Origin of the sequence: Rhodococcus sp. NPDC060090 (assembly GCF_042729855.1) — a bacterium.
In the GTDB taxonomy this organism is placed as follows: domain Bacteria; phylum Actinomycetota; class Actinomycetes; order Mycobacteriales; family Mycobacteriaceae; genus Rhodococcus.
This window is the reverse complement of sequence record NZ_JBHWXB010000002.1, coordinates 101,031-118,455: the sequence shown is the minus strand read 5'-3', so window position 1 is coordinate 118,455 and position 17,425 is coordinate 101,031. Positions and strand designations below refer to the sequence as shown.

The window sequence follows — 17,425 nt, the reverse complement described above, 5'->3', positions numbered from 1 at the left end:
TAAGGCAGACTGTCGGAGTATGAGTGCACCGTCGAAAAACCAGAGCACACGTATCGTCCTGGCGTCTCGCCCCAACGGAACACCGACGGCCGACAACTTCCGTACCGAGGTCGTCGACCTTCCTGCACTGTCCGACGGGCAGGTCCTGCTGCGCACCGTCTATCTCTCCCTCGATCCCTATATGCGCGGCCGCATGAGTACCGCGAAGTCGTATGCCGAGCCTGTGGAAATCGACGACGTGATGGTCGGCGGCACGGTCGGCCAGGTCGTCGAATCGCGACACGCGAACCTCACCGTGGGTGACTATGTCCTCGCGGGCGCAGGCTGGCAGTCGCACGCGGTCATCAGTGGTGATGAGGTGCGCAAGCTCGACCCCGACGCAGCACCGCTGTCCACGGCGCTCGGCGTGCTGGGGATGCCGGGCTTCACGGCCTACTCGGGACTGTTGAAGATCGGGCAGCCCAAGGAAGGCGAGACCGTCGTTGTGGCGGCTGCGACCGGGCCTGTCGGATCTGCGGTCGGTCAGATCGCGAAACTGAAGGGTGCCCGCGCAGTGGGTATCGCGGGTGGGCCGGAGAAGTGCAAGGCACTCATCGATGAATTCGGGTTCGACGCCGCCATCGATCACCGCGACCCCGACTTCGCGCAGAAACTGGCCGACGCGGTGCCGGACGGCATCGATGTGTACTTCGAGAACGTCGGCGGGCATGTGGCCGATGCGGTGATGCCGTTGCTCAATCTCTATGCGCGCATCCCGGTGTGCGGTCTGGCGGCCCAGTACAACGGTGTCGACCTCGACCGACGCGACCGCCTTCCGGGATTCTTCTCTCTGGTGCTGGTCAAGAGCCTCACGATCCGCGGGTTCATCCAGTCCGAGTTCGTGTCGGAGATGTACCGCGACTTCATGAACGACGCGTCGGGCTGGGTGCGCAGCGGCGATCTGAAATTCCGCGAGGACATCGTCGACGGTTTGGAGAACGCACCCGAGGCGTTCATCGGTCTGCTCGGGGGAAAGAACTTCGGGAAGCTGCTGGTACAGGTGGCGCCGGAACAGTAGTGCTCAGCGCCGTGGAGTGGCAGTCGACCAGAGCGCCCACAGAATCAGAACGGGCTGGAAGAACAGTCGGATGAGCCGCTTGCGATCGGTGTCGAGGCCGAATGCATCGCGGCTGTGGCGGTATTGCGCCACGTTGCCGGGGAAGACCGCGAGGAAGAACAACGCGGCGATCCGGCCGATGCGGACGCGGTCGCGTGGAAGGACCGCGAGGCCCGCTCCGAGCATGATCTCGACACCTCCCGACGCCATCACCACGCCGTCCTTGTCCATCGGCACCCAATCGGGAACCTGCGCCTGAAAGTCTTTTCGGGCCCAGAAGAGGTGACTCATACCGGCGAAGACGAGGGCAGCGGCGAGGAGATTTCGAGCAATCGTCCTCGGACGAGTGGTGGCTGGTGTTTCTGTGTGCTGATCACTCATATCGCGATCGTACGGACCGGGCGGCCCCCCGCAGCGGGTTCTCGACATCTTCGCGGCGGGGGCCGGCCGGATGGATCAGGCGATGCGCTCGAATACCGCGGCGAGGCCCTGCCCGCCGCCGATGCACATCGTCTCGAGTCCGTAACGGCCTTCGCGGCGGTCCAACTCGCGCAGCAGGGTCGCGAGGATGCGCCCGCCGGTCGCGCCGACGGGGTGACCGAGCGAGATGCCGGAACCGTTGGGGTTGAGACGGGTGTCGTCCGCGTCGATGCCCCAGGTGCGGATCACTGCGAGGGCCTGCGCGGCGAACGCCTCGTTGAGTTCGATGACGTCGATGTCGGCGAGGGTCAGGCCGAGACGGCCGAGTGCCTTCTCGGTGGCGGGGACCGGGCCGATTCCCATGGTGCGGGGCGGCACTCCGGCCACTGCCCAGCTTGCGAGCCGAGCAAGTGGACGCAGGCCGAGCTTCGCGGCCTTCTCCGCTGTCGTGACGATCGTGAGGGCGGCGCCGTCGTTCTGGCCGCTCGCGTTCCCGGCGGTCACCGTGGATTCGGGGTCGGCCTTGCCGCGGATCGGACGCAGCTTCGCGAGCGTCTCGAGGGTGGTGTCGGCGCGGGGATGTTCGTCGGTGTCGACGACCAGCGCATCACCCTTACGTTGCGGCACTGTCACGGGCACGATCTCCTGCGCGAACACACCGTTCTTCTGTGCGGCGACGGCACGCTGGTGCGATTGGACGGCGAGCGCGTCCTGATCCGCACGGCTGATGGAGAATTCGGCGCGTAGGTTCTCGGCGGTCTCGATCATGCCGCCGGGGACGGGGAAGTCGCGGCCACCGGCGGTGACGCGGGCACGCGCGAGCCGGTCGTTGAGGGCGACTGCCTCACCCTTGACGCCCCAGCGCATCCCGGTCGCGTAGAACTCGGCCTGACTCATGGACTCGGTGCCGCCGGCGAGGATCAGGTCGCTGCCACCGGTCTGCACCTGCATGACGGCCTGCAGGATCGCCTGGAGGCCGGAGCCGCAGCGTCGATCCACCTGAATGCCCGGAACCTCGACGCCGAGACCGGCATTGAGTGCGGCGATGCGTCCGATCGCCGGGTTCTCGCCGCTCGGGGAAGCCTGTCCGAGGATGACGTCGTCGACGTCGGAGCCCGAGATGCCGGTGCGCGACACGAGCTCGCGGATGACGGTGGCGGCGAGGTCTTCCGGTGTCATGTCCTTCAGGACGCCGCCGAAGCGTCCGACCGGGGTGCGAAGCGGTTCGCAGATCACTACATCGGTCATGGTGTCTCTCCGATCAATTGGTCTGGGTGCGGGCGTAATCCGACGTGATCTCGTCCGCGGTGGAAACAAGGGCGGGGACCAGCCGGTCGTGCAGGGTTTCGACCGGGTAGCGGGCGGCGTGGGTGGAGATGTTCACCGCGGCCACCACGGTGCCGGATGCGTCGCGGATCGGTGCGGCCAGCGACCGCAATCCCTCTTCGAGTTCCTGGTCGACGATGCAGAATCCGTCGCGTCGCACCCTGTCGAGTTCGGTGCGCAACGTGTCGCGGGTCTGCATGGTGGTACCGGTGATGGGAGCCAGGTCGGCGCGAGCGAGATAGTCGTCGAGTTCGGCGTCGGGCAGACCGGCGAGCAGGACGCGACCCATCGACGTCGCATAGGCGGGGAACCGCGTGCCCAGGGTGATCGTGACGGTCATGATGCGGTTGACCGGCACCCGCGCGACGTAGACGACATCGTCGCGGTCGAGCACCGACACCGACGTCGACTCGTGGATCTTCTGGGCGAGTGCCTCGAGGTGCGGCCGCGCGACCTCGGGCAGCGACAATGCCGACAGGTAGCTGTATCCCAGTTCGAGGACCCTTGGGGTGAGCCAGAATTGGGATCCGTCGGTGCGCACGTAGCCGAGTTCGGTCAACGTGAGCAGGAAGCGGCGCGCGGTGGCGCGGGTGAGTCCAGTGGCGCGCGCGACGTCGGACAGGGTGCGACGCGGATTTTCGACGCCGAACGCCTTGATGACGGAGAGGCCCCGGGCGAGCGACTGGACGTAGTCGGGAGAGGCGTCCTTGGCGGGGACGTCCTTCACGGCCGGGTCCGTGTCGGTGTCGGTCACGACCGGTTCTTCTTCAGGTGGTCGGTGATCAACTGCGTGACCTTGTCTGCCTGTTCGACGTTCGCGAGGTGCGCGCCGGGCGCCACGACGTGGAACTCGGAGGTCGCGATGCCCTCGGCGAGGGTCTGCATGACGGTGGGCGGGGTGGCGGGGTCTTCTTCGCCGGCGATCACCAGTGTGGGTGCGGTGATGCGGGCGAGGTCGTCGCGTCCGTCCCAGGTCGCGAGGGCTTCGCAGCATGCGGCGTAGCCCTCGTCGGTGGTGTTCTTCACCATCGTGACGTGCCGGTCGACGAGATCCCGGTCACTGTCGAGGAGGCCGGGGCTGAACCAGCGCGACACGATGGATTCGGCGATGGAGGCCACTCCGTCGGTGCGCACGGTCTGGGCACGATCGAGCCACGGCTGCGCGGGCAGGAACGCCGACGATGTGCACAGCAGCGTGAGTGAGCTGATGCGGTCGGGGTGGTTGGCGGCGAGCCATTGGCCGACAGCGCCGCCGAGTGAGAGTCCGATGTAGTGCGCGACCTGCACGTCCAGTGAATCGAGCACCGCGATGATGTCGGCGCCCAGCTCGCTCATCGTGTAGGGACCCTGCGGTGTGGGCGAGGAGCCGTGGCCGCGGTGGTCGACGGCGATGACGTGCCAGTTCGCGGACAGTGCGTCGATCTGCGGCTCCCACATGGACAGGTCGGATCCGAGCGAGCCGAGGAGGAGTACCGCCGGCGCCGACGGGTCTCCGTGCTGTTCGTAGTGCAGCGTGGCAGTCAATTCGTGCTCCATTTGTTCGCGATGAGGACGGGTGGACGCTATGCGGACAAGGCTAGAACGGACCGACGTGCGAAGCAACGGTTCGGCCTCATTTTGTTCGCATTGCGGACGAGGGTTCACATTACGTACGTTGCCGGTTATTCTGGCATGCATGGACAAAGTCGTTGCCTCCGCCGCCGAGGCAGTAGTCGACATTCCCGACGGTGTGACCATCGCCGTCGGCGGATTCGGCCTGGTCGGCATCCCCGAGTTCCTCATCAATGCGCTGCTCGATCAGGGCGCCACCAACCTGGAGACCGTGAGCAACAACTGCGGTACCGATGGGTTCGGTCTCGGCCTGCTCCTCGAGAAGGGTCGAATCCGACGCACCATCTCGTCGTACGTCGGTGCCAACAAGGAGTTCGCCCGCCAGTACCTCTCGGGTGAACTCGAAGTCGAGCTCACGCCGCAGGGCACACTCGCCGAGCGGTTGCGCGCCGGTGGTGCGGGCATCCCCGCGTTCTTCACTCCCGCGGGAGTCGGCACGGCCGTCGAAGAAGGCGGCCTGCCGCTGCGCTACGACGGGCACGGAGGCATCAAGATCGCCTCCAAGGCGAAGGAAGTCCGCGAGTTCGACGGAGAGACCTACGTCATGGAACGCGGCATCGTCGCCGACTACGCGCTCGTGCACGCCTGGAAGGGCGACCGGCACGGCAACCTCGTCTACCGGGCCTCGGCCCGCAACTTCAACCCGCCCGCTGCAGCCTCGGGCCGGGTCACAATCGCTCAGGTCGAGCATCTCGTCGAGCCCGGCGAACTGGATCCCAACGAGATCCACACCCCCGGCATCCACGTGCAGCGAGTGGTGCACGTCGGCAAGATCGAGGTCGGAATCGAGAATCGGACGGTGCGCTCATGACTCAGACCGCCAAGGGCATGACCCGCGAAGAGATGGCCGCGCGCGTCGCCGAGGAACTCCGCGACGGTCAGTACGTCAACCTCGGTATCGGCATGCCCACGCTGGTGCCGAACTTCATCGAGCCCGGCATCGAGGTCATCCTGCACGCCGAGAACGGCGTGCTGGGCGTCGGCCCGTACCCGACCGAGGACGAGCTCGACCCGGAGCTCATCAACGCGGGTAAGGAAACGATCACCGCGATCCCTGGCGCGTCGTATTTCGACTCGTCGCAGTCGTTCGGCATGATCCGCGGCGGCCAGATCGATGTGGCCGTCCTCGGTGCGATGCAGGTGTCGGCCACGGGTGACATCGCCAACTGGATGATTCCGGGTGCCATGGTCAAGGGCATGGGCGGCGCGATGGATCTCGTGCACGGCGCCAAGCGTGTCATCGTGATGATGGATCACGTCACCAAGAAGGGCGAGCCCAAGATCCTCGAGGAGTGCGCCCTTCCCCTCACCGGAAAGCGGTGCGTGCAGCGGATCATCACTGATCTCGCCGTCATCGATGTCACCGACGAGGGATTGAAACTCGTCGAGACCGCACCGGGCGTGACCACCGAAGAAGTGGTGGCCGCGACGGCTGCGAAGCTCATCGTCTGACGATCCGACTCTATCGATTCGGCGTCAGCGCGCCTCCGGTCCCTCTGGGTCCGGAGGCGCTTTGCTGTCCGCGGCGGGTGGCTCCTTCGTCGGCTCGGGTTGTTCGACCAGCGCATAGCGTGTTCCGTAGGATTCGACGAGAGCCTGCAGGATCGCGACCACCGGAACCGACACCAGCGCTCCGATCGGTCCGAACAGCGTCGCCCCGACGATCACCGATCCGAACGCCACGGCGGGGTGGATCGCCACCGTCCGTGCGGTGATCCGCGGATGCAACACGTAGTTCTCGACCTGTTGGTAGAGCGTGCCGAACACGATCACCCACACCCCGTCCAACGGTTGCGCTGCGGCAGCGATGATCGCGGGTAGCGCGATGGCCAGATACGTCCCGAGGGTGGGGATGAACTGCGAGACGACGCCGGTCCAGATCGCGAGTGGCAACCAGTAGGGCACACCGATGACCAGCAGGAAGATGCCCGTGAAGAAGGTGCTGAACGCGGCGAGAATGAGCCGTGAGACCACGTAGCCGCCGGCCTTGTCGACCGACGTCTCCCACACCTCGGCGATCACCTTCTGCTGACGTGCGGGGAACCAGCTCGAGATGGTTCGCCGCATCTGCGGTCCCTCGGCCGACATGTAGAAGACGAACAGAAGGATCGTCAACAGCTGGAAGAGCGTGCCGACCAGGGTGCTGACGACGCCGAGCACACCCGGTGTGAATCGCTGCGCGAGATCCCGGACCGTGTCGGGCGTGATGTGGAGCAGATCGTCGCCGGTCTTGAAGTTGGTATCGAACGTCCGGTTCGCCCAGTCCGTCACACGGGACAAGGCGTCCGGAAGCGTGGTGAGCAGCTGCGCCACCTGTTCGGCGAGGAGCGCACCGAACAACGCAAAGAACCCGACCACGAGGATGAAGAGGCTGACCAGCACGATCCCGGTGCCCGCACCTCGTCGGAGGCCGCGCCGTTCGAGCAGGTCGACGATCGGTTCGATCGTGACGCTGAAGAGCCATGCCAGGAACAGCAGGCCGAGAAAGCCTTTCAAGTTGTGGAACAGCCACCCCGACATCTGGTAGAACGCGATCGCGAAGAGCGCTGCGATGATGGTCGGGCGCAACCAGCGAGGGGCATGCGGACGGCCTGCAGCATCGTCGTCGCTCATCGCACCTCCTCGGGCGATCGGCTCTGACGCGGAATTTACCCGCCGTGTCTGCTTCGCGTGGCGGTACCGACCTCCGTGGCCTGAACGAACCGGGCGGTGAGCGCGGCCACTTCATCGGCGTGTGACCGCGGCGACCAGTGCCCGGCGTCGAGGGGCACGCGATGAAGATCCGTCACCCACCGGTCGGTGTCTTCGTACCCGACGGGTCGTACGGCCAGGTCGCGGAGATTCTGGACGAGCTGGACGGGAACGTCGGTTCGACGTTCTCGCGGCCGGAACAGATGCCTCCGGATATTCGCCCGGTACAACTTGAGGCCGTGCACCATGTCGTCGGCCACTGTGGGTGAGAGCGGGCCGATCACCGACGGATCGGTCCGGTCGAAGGCGCCGACGAAGCCCGGCCAGTGCCTGGCGAACCACCACCGCAGCGCGGGGACCGGGAGACCCGGGATCTGGAAGAGGACGGTGTACGCCGAGGCCAATGCCTGTTCGAGCGGCCCCCGGGGGTGAAATTCCCTGAGGCGTCGTCGCATCCACATCCCCAGATGGTCGAGGTTGGGTCCGGACACCGAGGTGTACGACGCGATCCGCGCGGCGGCGTCCGGCTCACACACCGCCTCCCAACACAGCACCGCGCCCCAGTCGTGCCCGAGTAGGTGGACGGGCGCGTCGGGGCTCATCGCGTCGATCACCGCGAACAGGTCGGAGGCGAGGTGCGCCAACCGGTAGTCGTCAACGTTGCGGGGGACCGTGGAGGCTCCGGCGCCGCGGTTGTCGAATCGGATGATGCGGAATTCGTCGGCCAGGTGCGGCACGACCCTGTCCCATAGGGCGTGGGTGTCGGGCCAGCCGTGGACGAGGATCAGGGTCGGGCCGCCGGGGTTTCCTTCTTCGATGACGTGCAGCTCGATCGGGCCGTTGACGACGGTGTGTGCGGGGAGCGCCATGGGGCCAGGTTAGCGTAACTGGTAGTTATAGTTAATAGGGGAACGTTAGGAGATCGACCTGAGTCGTGCTCGGTTGCTGGGAATTTCTACGATGACGTGGCCTTTGTGGTGCTCAGAAGGAGGTCGTTGCATGACCACGCTCAGTGAAGCAGTGCTCCCACTCGTCAGAACGAAGACCGACCTGCATCGGTGGAGCGCCGCGAACGCCCACGGCCGGCGAATGCACGAGGCCGTCGACATTCTCGAATCAGCGATCCCGACGACAGACGCGGTCGAGATCTACGCCGTCACCAGCATGGCGCTCGCGAGCGCAATCAGGGTGATCGCCCGAGCCGACGACTCCAGCGGAATCATCGGTGACGCGTGTCGTCGTCTTCTTGAACTTCACCCGCGGGTTGCTGCCGTCGCGAAAACTCCACAGGGAAAGCTTGTCGACTGGATGATGAAGTTCCAGTTCGACGGCGAAGTCGACTACTTCGAGATCGATCCGGTCGCGTATGCGCCGGCTCTCGGTGACCAGGGGATGGCCGACTACCGAACCAGGCTGCGCGAGGTCGAAGCGGGGCTCGGAGCGCGTCCGTCGGAGGGGGAGCGCTGGTCGTCTCCGCATTCTCACGAGTGGTTCACGCTCGACTGGAATGCGCGACGTCTGGCGATCTTGGACCGCGACATCGACGCAATCGTTCGTACACACGCCAGGGATCGAAAGGTCGCGGCCTGGCTGGAAGACACTGCCGAAGCGTTCGAGGAAATCGGCGAGATCGATCTTGCGATCGAGTGGGCGAAACAGGCGACCGACTTCGACCGGGGGCACCAGTCGCTCAGGGCAGCGGACTACTGGTGCGGGCTTCTCGAGAAACACCGGCCGGACGATCTGCTGGACGCGCGACTCCTGGTGTTCCGCCGCTGGCCGTCTTCGGCAGCGGCCTCTCGCGTGTACAAGTCGGCAGGCGAGGCCTGGCCCGAATACAGTGACGAGGTCCTGAGTGTTCTTGCTGCCAACCCGAGCGACTCTGTGGCCTTCGCTCTCGTGACACTTCGTGACGCGCGCTTCGCGTGGAGTCTTGCCCACTCGCTCGGCCTCGGCGACGATCGCACGTGGAACGAGTTGGCCAAGGCATACGAGAAGGTCGAACCTCTAGCCGTTCTTCCGGTTCATCGGAGACTCGTCGAGAACGAGTTGGTCGAAGCCGGAGCCCAGCACTACCGCCTCGCGGCTCGTCGCCTTGCGAAGATGCGCACGCTTGCTGCGGGGTCCGACGAGGCTGTCGCGGTGGACGACTTCATCGCAGAGCTCCGCGGGACTCATCGGAGAAGGCCGCGCCTGCAGCAGGAGTTCGACCGCGCGGGGCTTCCTCGGTGATATTCGGGCCTGCTTGCGTGCCCGTTCACGTGTACTTCGGTCGTGACGCCTCATCCTCTTCATCGGTGAGTGCGGTGTCCGCGTCAGCGAACAGTGGCCCGAGGGAAGCCCCCACTGAGGGAGAGTGCCCAGTCGACGCCGTCGGGCGCGAGGACACCGGCTCTTGAAAGTCGATTGGCGGCCTCTCCGGGCTTCATCCTCAGGGAGTCGCCGGCTTCTTGGAGTAGATTGTCGGCGAGGTAGGCGGTCTTGCCTCGTCGGACGATCTCGTCGACTCGTTGGATCCAACCCTGAATATGCAACAGTTCTTTTGCGGTCTTGCGGTCCGTTACAGCGGTATCGCTTCACGGCGGATGTCGTCGTCCAGTCGGGGCTTCAGTCCGCCGTAGTCGATCAAGTCGACTTCCCGACCGAGGATGTGCTCGATGAGCTCCTTGAAGCGGATGAACTCGAATGATGATGTTTTGTCGGGTGATTCGACGATCAGATCGATGTCGGAGTCCTCCCGTGCCTCGTGTCGTGCGACCGAGCCGAAGACGGCGAGGCGCGTGAAGCCGTAGTCTGCGGCGAGGGTTTTCAAGATCGGCGCGGCGGCTTCGATCAGAACCTCGGGGTGTACGTCGTCGAGCTCAGGGGCTGACTCGAGTTTGCTGGCTCACTGCAGGCTGCGTGATGTTCAGTGCTTCGGCGATCTGCCGCTGGCTCATGCCGGTGGCGGCCATCGCCCGCAGTGCGAGTTGGCGGCGCAACCGCGCGACGTATTCGTCGCGGCGGGCATCGCGGTACTCGGCCAGCAGAGTCATAAGGTCATCTTATCGGCGTGTGCCGGTATTGCGGCCGTCACTGGTTCGGCCACGGCATCACCGTCGGCCCCGGCCACTCGGTCTGCCACCGGGCGGCCTTCGCTTCGTACACTTCCCGAGGCGCCATCACGGGATTGGGTCGCAGCGCCATGTTGAAGAGGTCGTCGAAACCGTGCGGGGCGTATACCTGAAGACCTGCGCCGGCCTTTCGCGTTACGCCGAAACAACATGTGGTGGAAGCGAAGCCGGCGCCAGGACCTGCGGCGGACCGAACTCGGACAGCATCCCGACCTGCATCGGTTGTGCCCTTCTTCGCGCCGCTCCGCGTCGGTGAGGATCGTCATGCGGAGGACTCTGAAACCTCGAGTGCAGTTGAGGTCAAGACGGAACAGAACCGGAGGGTCGACAACAAAACCGGCCCGGACTCGTATGAGTCCGGGCCGGCGGTGGTAGCGGGGACAGGATTTGAACCTGCGACCTCTGGGTTATGAGCCCAGCGAGCTACCGAGCTGCTCCACCCCGCGTTGCATTGCTAACAGTACACGATGTTTCGGGGTGCGATTACCAGGGTCGTTCTACGCCCGATCCGAGCCCAAGGTTTCGGAGTAGTACCCGCGGATGTGACCCTCGATCCGCCGGCGTGCGAGGTCGGGGTCACCGGCTCGAACCGCCTCGACCAGCCCACGATGTTCGTGACGCAGCCGCCCGCAGGTCACCGGCCAGATCGCGAGTGGTGCCCCGGCCAGGACGTATCCCTCGATCGACTCACGCAACCCGGCCATCATCGCCGCGATCACCTGGTTTCCTGCGGCGTCGGCCATCGCGATGTGGAACTGCGAATCGAGTACCAGGAACTCGTTCGCTGCCAGCTCGGTGTCGTCCATCGCGTCGAGCAACTCCTCGGCGTTGCCGAGATCCGGTGTGGGGTTGCGAGTGGCGAGCAACTGCATCACCTCGGTTTCGAGAACGAGGCGCGTCTGTACGACGTCGGCGACCGGGAAATTCTGGGCCGCGACCTGCATACGCATGAGCATCGTCATCCCGCCCGTCGGCCGCGACACGATCATCGCACCTGAGGTGGGCCCCGACCCGGTCTGCGACTTGAGCAGGCCCAGCGCCTCCATCACGCGCAGTGCCTCCCGAACCGACGACCGCCCGACACCGAGCTCGGCGGCGAGTACACGTTCACCGGGCAGACGCTGGCCCGGGGAGAGCTCCCCGGATACCAGCATCTGCTCGAGGTGGTTCAGCACGTGTTCCCACGCGCGTGGCTCGGACTGTGACGACATGACTCGACAGCCTATGTGTCGGGGCAGGTCAGGGCAGCATCCAGGACAGCACCGGAGTCGACTGCAGGTACACCAGCACACACAGGGCCGCGAGCATGACGATGCTGTACCAGACCACCTTGCGCAACAGTTCCGGCTCACTACCGGGCCGGTCGACGGCGGTTGCCGCGATGGTGAGGTTCTGCGGACTGATCAACTTGCCGACCACACCACCGGAGGTGTTCGCTGCAACCAGCAGCGTCGGATCGATACCGGCGGTCTGGCCCGCAGCCTGCTGCAGGCGAGCGAACAGCGCATTGGCCGAGGTGTCGGATCCGGTGACGGCGGTGCCCAGCCAGCCGAGAATCGGTGAGAACAGTGCGAAGATCGCCCCGGTTCCCGCGAGCCACGTGCCGATCGCGACGGTCTGCCCGGACTGGTTCATCACGTACGACAAGCCCAGCACCGTCGCGACGGTGGCGATAGCGAGGCGCATCTTCCACGCGGTGCTCCCCAGGGTGACCACGGCCAGACGACCGGTCATCGGGAACTTTCCGGCGTGGTTCCATATCGCGTAGACGACGGTGACGATGGCGCCCGAGAGGAGCAGGAGTGTGCCCGGAGTGGACAGCCACGGCAGCGTGTAGATCGCGCCGGTCGACGCGGATCCGTCCTCGTTGAGCAGATTTCCGTACAGGCCGGGCCACTCGATCTTGATATCGGTGGAGGCCAGCCACTTCGGGATGTCGACTCCGAGGGTCCACAGCTTGGCGATGCCGAACACCACGATGACGAGCAGGTATGGGAAGAGGGCGAACATCGTGCGGGTGGGGCCGATGGCTTCGGCCGACGTCTGTGAGAGCTGGTCGTCAGGGGTGTGCGGACCCCAGAAGCGCAGCATGATCACTGCGGCGGCCAGGCCTACCAGCGAGGCGACGACGTCGGTCAGTTCGTACGAGAAGTGGCTCGAGCACCAGAACTGGGCAAGCGCGAACGCGGCACCGGTGACCAGTGCGATCGGCCATACCTGGCGGAAGCCGCGGCGACCGTCCACGAGGAACAGCAGCAGCATCGGCACGAAGAGCGCCAGCACCGGGGTCTGGCGTCCGACGACGGCGGCGATCTCGGTGGCGGGGATGCCGGTGAGGTTGCCGGCGGTGGTGATCGGAATTGCCATGGCGCCGAAGGCGACCGGTGCGGTATTCGCGACCAGGACGGTGACGGCGGCGCGGATGGGAGGCATTCCGATCGCGATGAGCATCGCACCGGTGATCGCCACGGGAGCACCGAAACCGGCGAGAGCCTCGAGCATTCCGCCGAAGCAGAACGCGATGAGCATCGCCTGCACACGCATGTCGCCGCGGCCGACCGAGTTGAACACCTGCCGGAGGTCTTCGAACCGGCCGCTGACGACGGTGAGTTCGTAGAACCAGATCGCGGTGACCACGATCCACATCACGGGGAACAGGCCGAACGCGACGCCTTGCAGGGCGGACAGTCCGGCGAGCGGGGCGGGCATTCCGAACCCGAGCACCGCGATGATCAGCGCAACTGCGAGTGCGCCGAGCCCGGAATACCAGGCCTTGAGCTTGAATCCGGCGAGCAGGACGAAGAACGTCAGCAGCGGCACCAGGCCGAGTAGCGCGGAGGCAGTGAGGCTACCGGCGACGGCGGTCGTCGACGGGGTGAAGGTCACCGCAAGCAGATCGGTTTCCACAAGGGGCTCCTGAGGTCGCGGCCGCAGTGCGCGGCGACTGGCTGTGTGGTCGGACCACGTGGTCAGACCACAGGGGAAGCTACATCATGATGCGGGTCACAATCGAGTCCGGAGGCGAAATCGGAAGAATTCGAAATCCCGTGACGGGCCCCACGGTCATCGGCTAGGGTGTGGTCAGACCACATAAACCGATGCGGAGTTCCCATGCGAGTTGCGCTGTTCGCCACGTGTCTGGGCGACACGTTGTTTCCGGATGCAGTCAAGTCCACCGCCCTCCTGCTCGCGAGGCTCGGACACGAGGTCGTCTTCCCCGAAAGGCAGACGTGCTGTGGGCAGATGCACATCAACACCGGTTACCAGCCCGACGCGCTGCCACTCGTCGAGAACTACGCCGACGCGTTCGGCGACACCGGTATCGACGCAGTCGTCGCGCCATCCGGCTCCTGCGTCGGATCGGTGCGGCATCAGCACGAGATCGTCGCGTCGCGCTACGGAAGCGCGAGCCTCTGCGGGCGTGTGGACACGGTCAAGGCCAAGACGTACGAGCTGTCGGAGTTCCTCGTCGACGTCCTCGGCGTCACAGATGTCGGTGCCTACTTCCCGCACCGGGTGACGTACCACCCCACATGTCACTCGCTGCGGATGCTCCGCGTCGGCGACAAACCCCTCCAGCTCCTGCGCGAGGTCCGTGGGATCGACCTCGTCGAACTTCCCGAGGCCGACTCGTGCTGCGGCTTCGGCGGCACCTTCGCGCTCAAGAACGCCGAGACCTCCACCGCGATGCTCGCCGACAAGATCCGCAACGTCTCGGCCACGGGCGCCGAGTTCTGCAGCGCGAGCGACTCGTCGTGCCTGATGCATATCGGCGGCGGAATGTCGCGGTTGCAGACCGGAACGCGGACGGTCCACCTCGCCGAGATACTCTGCGCCACCGAGTCGACGGCGGTGCCGGCATGACATCCACCGAACTCGGCCTCCCCTCGATCCCGCCGCGCGGGTTCGGGAATCTCCGCGGTACCGAAACCTTCCCGGCCGCGGCACATCACGAACTTGCCAACGGGCAACTGCGCCGCAACATCGGCAAGGCGACCCGCACCATCCGTGCCAAGCGACTCGACGTCACCGGCGAGATACCCGACTGGGAACAGCTGCGCGACGCAGGTGCCGCTGTGAAAACCGATGTACTGAACCGGCTTCCCGAGTTGCTCGAGCAACTCGAAGCTGCGGTGATCGCACGCGGCGGGGTCGTGCACTGGGCCACGGACGCCGCCGAAGCCAACGCCATCGTGACGCGGCTCGTCCGCGAGACCGGATCCGACGAGGTCATCAAGGTCAAATCGATGGCCACGCAAGAAATCGGGCTCAACGAACACCTCGAAGACGAGGGGATCCACGCATACGAGACCGACCTCGCCGAGCTCATCGTCCAGCTCGGACACGACAAGCCGTCACACATCCTGGTCCCGGCCATCCACCGGAACCGCACCGAGATCCGCGAGATATTTCTGCGCGAGATGGCCGGCGTGGACCCGAACCTCGACGACGATCCCGCACATCTTGCCGAAGCGGCACGCAAGTTCCTGCGCCGGAAGTTCATGACGGTTCCGGTCGCGGTGTCGGGGGCGAACTTCGGGATCGCGGAGACCGGCACGCTCGCTGTCGTGGAGTCCGAAGGCAACGGCCGCATGTGCCTGACTCTGCCCGACACACTGATCACCGTCATGGGTATCGAGAAGCTGCTGCCTTCGTATCGCGATCTCGAAGTGTTCCTGCAGTTGCTGCCCCGGTCGTCCACGGGTGAGCGGATGAATCCCTACACCTCCATGTGGACGGGTGTTACTCCCGGCGACGGACCGCAGAACTTCCACCTCGTGCTCCTCGACAACGGCCGCACCGCCGCGCTCGCCGACCGCGTGGGACGCGAAGCACTGCACTGCATCCGGTGCTCGGCGTGCCTGAACGTGTGCCCCGTGTACGAGCGCACCGGCGGGCATGCCTATGGCTCTACTTACCCCGGCCCGATCGGTGCGGTGCTCAGCCCCCAATTGGCCGGCATGAGCGAACCCGACGACCCCAACGCGACCCTGCCGTTCGCGTCGAGTCTGTGCGGAGCCTGTTACGACGCCTGCCCGGTGAAGATCGACATCCCTTCGCTCCTGGTCGAATTGCGGCACCAAAAGGTCGAACAGGCCAAGTTCGGACCTGAGGCCGCGCTGATGAAGGCCGCTTCGGTGGCGATGTCGTCGTCTACGCGCTGGACCGCGGCACAGAAGGCCGCCGGAGCGTTGCGGATCGTTGCAGGTAAGAAGGGCAAGATCTCCAACCTCCCCGGCCCACTCGCGGGATGGACGGCGGCCCGTGACATCCCGGCTCCTCCGAAGCAGACCTTCCGGCAATGGTGGCAGTCCGACGAGGGCGCCGCGGCGATCGCGCAGGCGCGCCAGAACGGAGAGACGCAATGACGTCGCGCGAGACGATCCTGGGGCGCATCCGCGACGCCGGGGTGCTGGCGCCACCGACGCCCGTGGACATTCCACGCGAGTACCGCACCGGGCGAGTGCTTTCCGACGCTGAGCGCTACGAGTTGTTCGTAGATCGCCTCGTCGACTACAAGGCTTATGTGCATCGCAGCACCGTCGAGGAACTGCCTGCCACGATTGCGCGTGTGCTATCCGAACGAGGCGTCCGCCGTGTGGGGATACCTGCGGGACTGGATGCCTCGTGGCTGTCGGAATTCGACGGTGAGATCGTCGTCGACAGCGCCGACGTCCCTGCGCCCGACCTCGAGAGTCTCGACGGTGTCGTGACCGCGTCGACGGTATCGTGCGCCGAGACCGGCACGATCTTCCTCGACGGCAATCCCGACCAGGGCCGCCGGGCTCTGACGCTGGTGCCCGACCTCCATGTGTGCGTGGTGCCGATGAGCAGCGTCGAGGTCGGGGTGCCGGAGGCTCTGGCCAGATTGGTGCCGGAGCGGCCCACCACGATGATCAGCGGGCCGTCGGCGACATCCGACATCGAACTCGAACGCGTCGAGGGGGTGCACGGTCCGCGGACCCTCGACGTCGTGATCGTCTGAACACCTCGGCGATACGGTTGTCAGGTGGGCACCGGTCAGCCGTTCTTCAACTGCCACTCCGCGAGGTCGATTGTGTTCGAGATGGATTCGCTGAGAGCATCGAGCCTCTCCTTGGGGCCCGGCGCGCTGAGTATCGCGTAGCGATCGGCTTCACCCATCGGGATGTGCCGGGCGAGAGCGAACAGGCGGGCGCCGGGATCATCCGGAAGATCGTCCGGTGGGGGCGTCGCACGACCCTCGGTGAGTCTGTCGAGCAGACCGTAGAGGCGACCCAGATGCACGGTGAGTTCGCTCAGATCGACGGGGTTGGAGTTCGTGTCGGGCCACGGCTCGATCTCTGCGCGCGGATACGGATCGTCGGGAAGCCACTCGAGGATGCGAATACGTTCTTCAGCAATACATTCCAGCGTGTGCCGTCCACCGCCGAGCTCGGTGTCGACCATGATGCGGGCTACGGTGCCGACGTCGGTGCGTTGGTCGCCGCCACCCACCTCGTGCCCGCGGGAGATGAGCACGACCCCGAACCGCGGGCCGTCGGGTGCGGCCATGCAGTCGCGGACCAGTTCCTGATACCTCGGTTCGAACACCCGCAGGGGAAGGTGGTCGCCGGGAAGCAGGGCTGTACCCAGGGGAAACATGGGGAGAATCGGCATCAGGGCATCCTCAACCGCGGTGTCGGAGGTTCGGGGATCGGCCCGCCGCGTTCGATCTCGGTGAGCAGATGGTCGGCCCACGCGGAGAGCCCGTCGATGTCGAGACCGTGTGGTGGTTCGTCCTCGTAGTGACGTATTCGCGCCTGTCCCTGCCTCAGCACTGACGTCGCGCCCTTCTGATTGCCGCGCAGCAGGTGGGTGAGGCCGACGGAGAGCTGGGCGAGTCCCTGCCACAGGGGGCGTTCCTCGGGCTCGCAGGACTTCCAGACCGACTCGAACACCTCGTGGGCGTGGAACGGGTACCCGTGGTCGAAGAGGCGTTGACCTTCGGTGATCGCTTCGTCCGGGTCGAACTGTGCGTCCTCCGGGATTCCCTCGACGCCCTCTTCGCCGTAGGGGAGGGGACGGCCCAATGCGTCGCGAGGTCGCGCGTTCTGGGGTTTCCCCTCCGGGGTGCGGTCCCGATCAGACATGTACTCAGGTTAGACGACGTGTCGGCTTGGGGAAGGTAGCCGCGAGGACGTTGGCT

At 65.6% G+C, this 17,425-nt stretch carries 18 protein-coding genes, 1 tRNA gene and 2 pseudogenes; 7 read left to right on the top strand and 14 right to left on the bottom strand.

Going from position 1 to position 17,425, the window contains the following annotated elements:
- The first annotated feature begins 19 nt into the window (after positions 1 to 19).
- On the top strand, positions 20 to 1,057 hold the full coding sequence (locus ACFWCF_RS02925; RefSeq protein ID WP_378556956.1) for an NADP-dependent oxidoreductase: 1,038 nt from the start codon (positions 20 to 22) through the stop codon (positions 1,055 to 1,057).
- 3 nt (positions 1,058 to 1,060) lie between these two features.
- Here ACFWCF_RS02925 and ACFWCF_RS02920 read toward each other — a convergent pair whose 3' ends face one another.
- The 4 genes and pseudogenes from ACFWCF_RS02920 to pcaD all read right to left on the bottom strand — a co-directional run.
- Positions 1,061 to 1,477 carry a hypothetical protein gene (locus ACFWCF_RS02920; RefSeq protein ID WP_378490614.1) on the bottom strand — a complete coding sequence of 139 codons (417 nt, stop codon included), beginning with the start codon at positions 1,475 to 1,477 and terminating at the stop codon, positions 1,061 to 1,063.
- A gap of 75 nt (positions 1,478 to 1,552) precedes the next feature.
- Positions 1,553 to 2,764, bottom strand: coding sequence for an acetyl-CoA C-acetyltransferase (locus tag ACFWCF_RS02915; protein WP_378556953.1), 1,212 nt, complete (start codon positions 2,762 to 2,764; stop codon positions 1,553 to 1,555).
- A gap of 13 nt (positions 2,765 to 2,777) precedes the next feature.
- Positions 2,778 to 3,596 (bottom strand): IclR family transcriptional regulator, encoded by an 819-nt coding sequence (locus ACFWCF_RS02910; protein ID WP_378556951.1) that lies wholly within the window; start codon positions 3,594 to 3,596, stop codon positions 2,778 to 2,780.
- 14 nt (positions 3,597 to 3,610) lie between these two features.
- Positions 3,611 to 4,366, bottom strand: a pseudogene (gene pcaD / locus ACFWCF_RS02905) (3-oxoadipate enol-lactonase); the annotation flags it as partial.
- Positions 4,367 to 4,517: 151 nt separating this feature from the next.
- Here pcaD and ACFWCF_RS02900 point away from each other — a divergent pair.
- Entirely contained in the window at positions 4,518 to 5,264 is a 747-nt protein-coding gene (locus tag ACFWCF_RS02900; protein ID WP_378556949.1) for a CoA transferase subunit A, read from the top strand.
- A complete protein-coding gene (locus tag ACFWCF_RS02895; RefSeq protein WP_378490610.1) occupies positions 5,261 to 5,905 on the top strand; it encodes a CoA transferase subunit B in 645 nt (214 codons plus the stop codon). The genes ACFWCF_RS02900 and ACFWCF_RS02895 overlap by 4 nt, the downstream gene beginning before the upstream one ends.
- A gap of 24 nt (positions 5,906 to 5,929) precedes the next feature.
- On the opposite strand, the gene ACFWCF_RS02890 is transcribed toward ACFWCF_RS02895, so the two are convergent.
- On the bottom strand, positions 5,930 to 7,066 hold the full coding sequence (locus tag ACFWCF_RS02890; protein WP_378490609.1) for an AI-2E family transporter: 1,137 nt from the start codon (positions 7,064 to 7,066) through the stop codon (positions 5,930 to 5,932).
- Positions 7,067 to 7,101: 35 nt separating this feature from the next.
- Positions 7,102 to 8,013 carry an alpha/beta fold hydrolase gene (locus ACFWCF_RS02885; protein ID WP_378556947.1) on the bottom strand — a complete coding sequence of 304 codons (912 nt, stop codon included), beginning with the start codon at positions 8,011 to 8,013 and terminating at the stop codon, positions 7,102 to 7,104.
- 130 nt (positions 8,014 to 8,143) lie between these two features.
- Between ACFWCF_RS02885 and ACFWCF_RS02880 the strand changes: the two genes are divergently transcribed.
- On the top strand, positions 8,144 to 9,376 hold the full coding sequence (locus ACFWCF_RS02880; RefSeq protein ID WP_378556945.1) for a DUF6880 family protein: 1,233 nt from the start codon (positions 8,144 to 8,146) through the stop codon (positions 9,374 to 9,376).
- Positions 9,377 to 9,704: 328 nt separating this feature from the next.
- On the opposite strand, the gene ACFWCF_RS02875 is transcribed toward ACFWCF_RS02880, so the two are convergent.
- The 6 genes and pseudogenes from ACFWCF_RS02875 to ACFWCF_RS02850 all read right to left on the bottom strand — a co-directional run bounded on the left by ACFWCF_RS02875 (position 9,705) and on the right by ACFWCF_RS02850 (position 13,164).
- On the bottom strand, positions 9,705 to 9,956 hold the full coding sequence (locus tag ACFWCF_RS02875) for a nucleotidyltransferase family protein (protein ID WP_378490606.1): 252 nt from the start codon (positions 9,954 to 9,956) through the stop codon (positions 9,705 to 9,707).
- Positions 9,957 to 10,005: 49 nt separating this feature from the next.
- A complete protein-coding gene (locus ACFWCF_RS02870) occupies positions 10,006 to 10,179 on the bottom strand; it encodes a helix-turn-helix domain-containing protein (protein WP_378490605.1) in 174 nt (57 codons plus the stop codon).
- Between the two features lie 37 nt (positions 10,180 to 10,216).
- Positions 10,217 to 10,414: pseudogene (locus ACFWCF_RS02865) on the bottom strand (nucleotidyltransferase family protein); the annotation flags it as partial.
- Between the two features lie 212 nt (positions 10,415 to 10,626).
- Positions 10,627 to 10,703, bottom strand: a tRNA-Met gene (locus tag ACFWCF_RS02860).
- A 51-nt stretch (positions 10,704 to 10,754) separates the two neighbouring features.
- On the bottom strand, positions 10,755 to 11,468 hold the full coding sequence (locus tag ACFWCF_RS02855; RefSeq protein WP_378490604.1) for a FadR/GntR family transcriptional regulator: 714 nt from the start codon (positions 11,466 to 11,468) through the stop codon (positions 10,755 to 10,757).
- 28 nt (positions 11,469 to 11,496) lie between these two features.
- Positions 11,497 to 13,164, bottom strand: a complete 1,668-nt coding sequence (locus ACFWCF_RS02850; RefSeq protein WP_378490603.1) for an L-lactate permease — start codon at positions 13,162 to 13,164, stop codon at positions 11,497 to 11,499.
- Between the two features lie 204 nt (positions 13,165 to 13,368).
- On the opposite strand from ACFWCF_RS02850, the gene ACFWCF_RS02845 reads away from it, so the two are divergent.
- Genes ACFWCF_RS02845 through ACFWCF_RS02835 form a run of 3 tightly spaced genes read left to right on the top strand, consistent with a single transcriptional unit; the run spans position 13,369 to position 16,243 of the window.
- Positions 13,369 to 14,121: a (Fe-S)-binding protein gene (locus ACFWCF_RS02845; RefSeq protein WP_378490602.1), complete on the top strand. Its 753-nt coding sequence runs from the start codon at positions 13,369 to 13,371 to the stop codon at positions 14,119 to 14,121.
- The gene (locus ACFWCF_RS02840; protein ID WP_378556941.1) at positions 14,118 to 15,626 is read left to right on the top strand and encodes a LutB/LldF family L-lactate oxidation iron-sulfur protein; all 1,509 of its coding nucleotides are present in this window, start codon (positions 14,118 to 14,120) and stop codon (positions 15,624 to 15,626) included. The genes ACFWCF_RS02845 and ACFWCF_RS02840 overlap by 4 nt, the downstream gene beginning before the upstream one ends.
- Positions 15,623 to 16,243, top strand: a complete 621-nt coding sequence (locus tag ACFWCF_RS02835) for a lactate utilization protein C (protein ID WP_378556939.1) — start codon at positions 15,623 to 15,625, stop codon at positions 16,241 to 16,243. The genes ACFWCF_RS02840 and ACFWCF_RS02835 overlap by 4 nt, the downstream gene beginning before the upstream one ends.
- A gap of 35 nt (positions 16,244 to 16,278) precedes the next feature.
- On the opposite strand, the gene ACFWCF_RS02830 is transcribed toward ACFWCF_RS02835, so the two are convergent.
- Together ACFWCF_RS02830 and ACFWCF_RS02825 are read right to left on the bottom strand one after the other, a co-directional pair.
- Positions 16,279 to 16,896, bottom strand: a complete 618-nt coding sequence (locus ACFWCF_RS02830) for an LON peptidase substrate-binding domain-containing protein (protein ID WP_378556937.1) — start codon at positions 16,894 to 16,896, stop codon at positions 16,279 to 16,281.
- The gene (locus tag ACFWCF_RS02825; protein WP_378556934.1) at positions 16,896 to 17,369 is read right to left on the bottom strand and encodes a DUF309 domain-containing protein; all 474 of its coding nucleotides are present in this window, start codon (positions 17,367 to 17,369) and stop codon (positions 16,896 to 16,898) included. The genes ACFWCF_RS02830 and ACFWCF_RS02825 overlap by 1 nt, the downstream gene beginning before the upstream one ends.
- Positions 17,370 to 17,425: the final 56 nt, after the last annotated feature.

Coding starts and splice junctions, on each gene's coding strand:
- ACFWCF_RS02830 (WP_378556937.1), bottom strand. CDS start 16,896: ATGCCGATTCTCCCCATGTTTCCCCTGGGTACAGCCCTGCTTCCCGGC.
- ACFWCF_RS02840 (WP_378556941.1), top strand. CDS start 14,118: ATGACATCCACCGAACTCGGCCTCCCCTCGATCCCGCCGCGCGGGTTC.
- ACFWCF_RS02880 (WP_378556945.1), top strand. CDS start 8,144: ATGACCACGCTCAGTGAAGCAGTGCTCCCACTCGTCAGAACGAAGACC.
- ACFWCF_RS02885 (WP_378556947.1), bottom strand. CDS start 8,013: ATGGCGCTCCCCGCACACACCGTCGTCAACGGCCCGATCGAGCTGCAC.
- ACFWCF_RS02895 (WP_378490610.1), top strand. CDS start 5,261: ATGACTCAGACCGCCAAGGGCATGACCCGCGAAGAGATGGCCGCGCGC.
- ACFWCF_RS02855 (WP_378490604.1), bottom strand. CDS start 11,468: ATGTCGTCACAGTCCGAGCCACGCGCGTGGGAACACGTGCTGAACCAC.
- ACFWCF_RS02900 (WP_378556949.1), top strand. CDS start 4,518: ATGGACAAAGTCGTTGCCTCCGCCGCCGAGGCAGTAGTCGACATTCCC.
- ACFWCF_RS02915 (WP_378556953.1), bottom strand. CDS start 2,764: ATGACCGATGTAGTGATCTGCGAACCGCTTCGCACCCCGGTCGGACGC.
- ACFWCF_RS02845 (WP_378490602.1), top strand. CDS start 13,369: ATGCGAGTTGCGCTGTTCGCCACGTGTCTGGGCGACACGTTGTTTCCG.
- ACFWCF_RS02925 (WP_378556956.1), top strand. CDS start 20: ATGAGTGCACCGTCGAAAAACCAGAGCACACGTATCGTCCTGGCGTCT.
- ACFWCF_RS02870 (WP_378490605.1), bottom strand. CDS start 10,179: ATGACTCTGCTGGCCGAGTACCGCGATGCCCGCCGCGACGAATACGTC.
- ACFWCF_RS02835 (WP_378556939.1), top strand. CDS start 15,623: ATGACGTCGCGCGAGACGATCCTGGGGCGCATCCGCGACGCCGGGGTG.
- ACFWCF_RS02920 (WP_378490614.1), bottom strand. CDS start 1,477: ATGAGTGATCAGCACACAGAAACACCAGCCACCACTCGTCCGAGGACG.
- ACFWCF_RS02825 (WP_378556934.1), bottom strand. CDS start 17,369: ATGTCTGATCGGGACCGCACCCCGGAGGGGAAACCCCAGAACGCGCGA.
- ACFWCF_RS02890 (WP_378490609.1), bottom strand. CDS start 7,066: ATGAGCGACGACGATGCTGCAGGCCGTCCGCATGCCCCTCGCTGGTTG.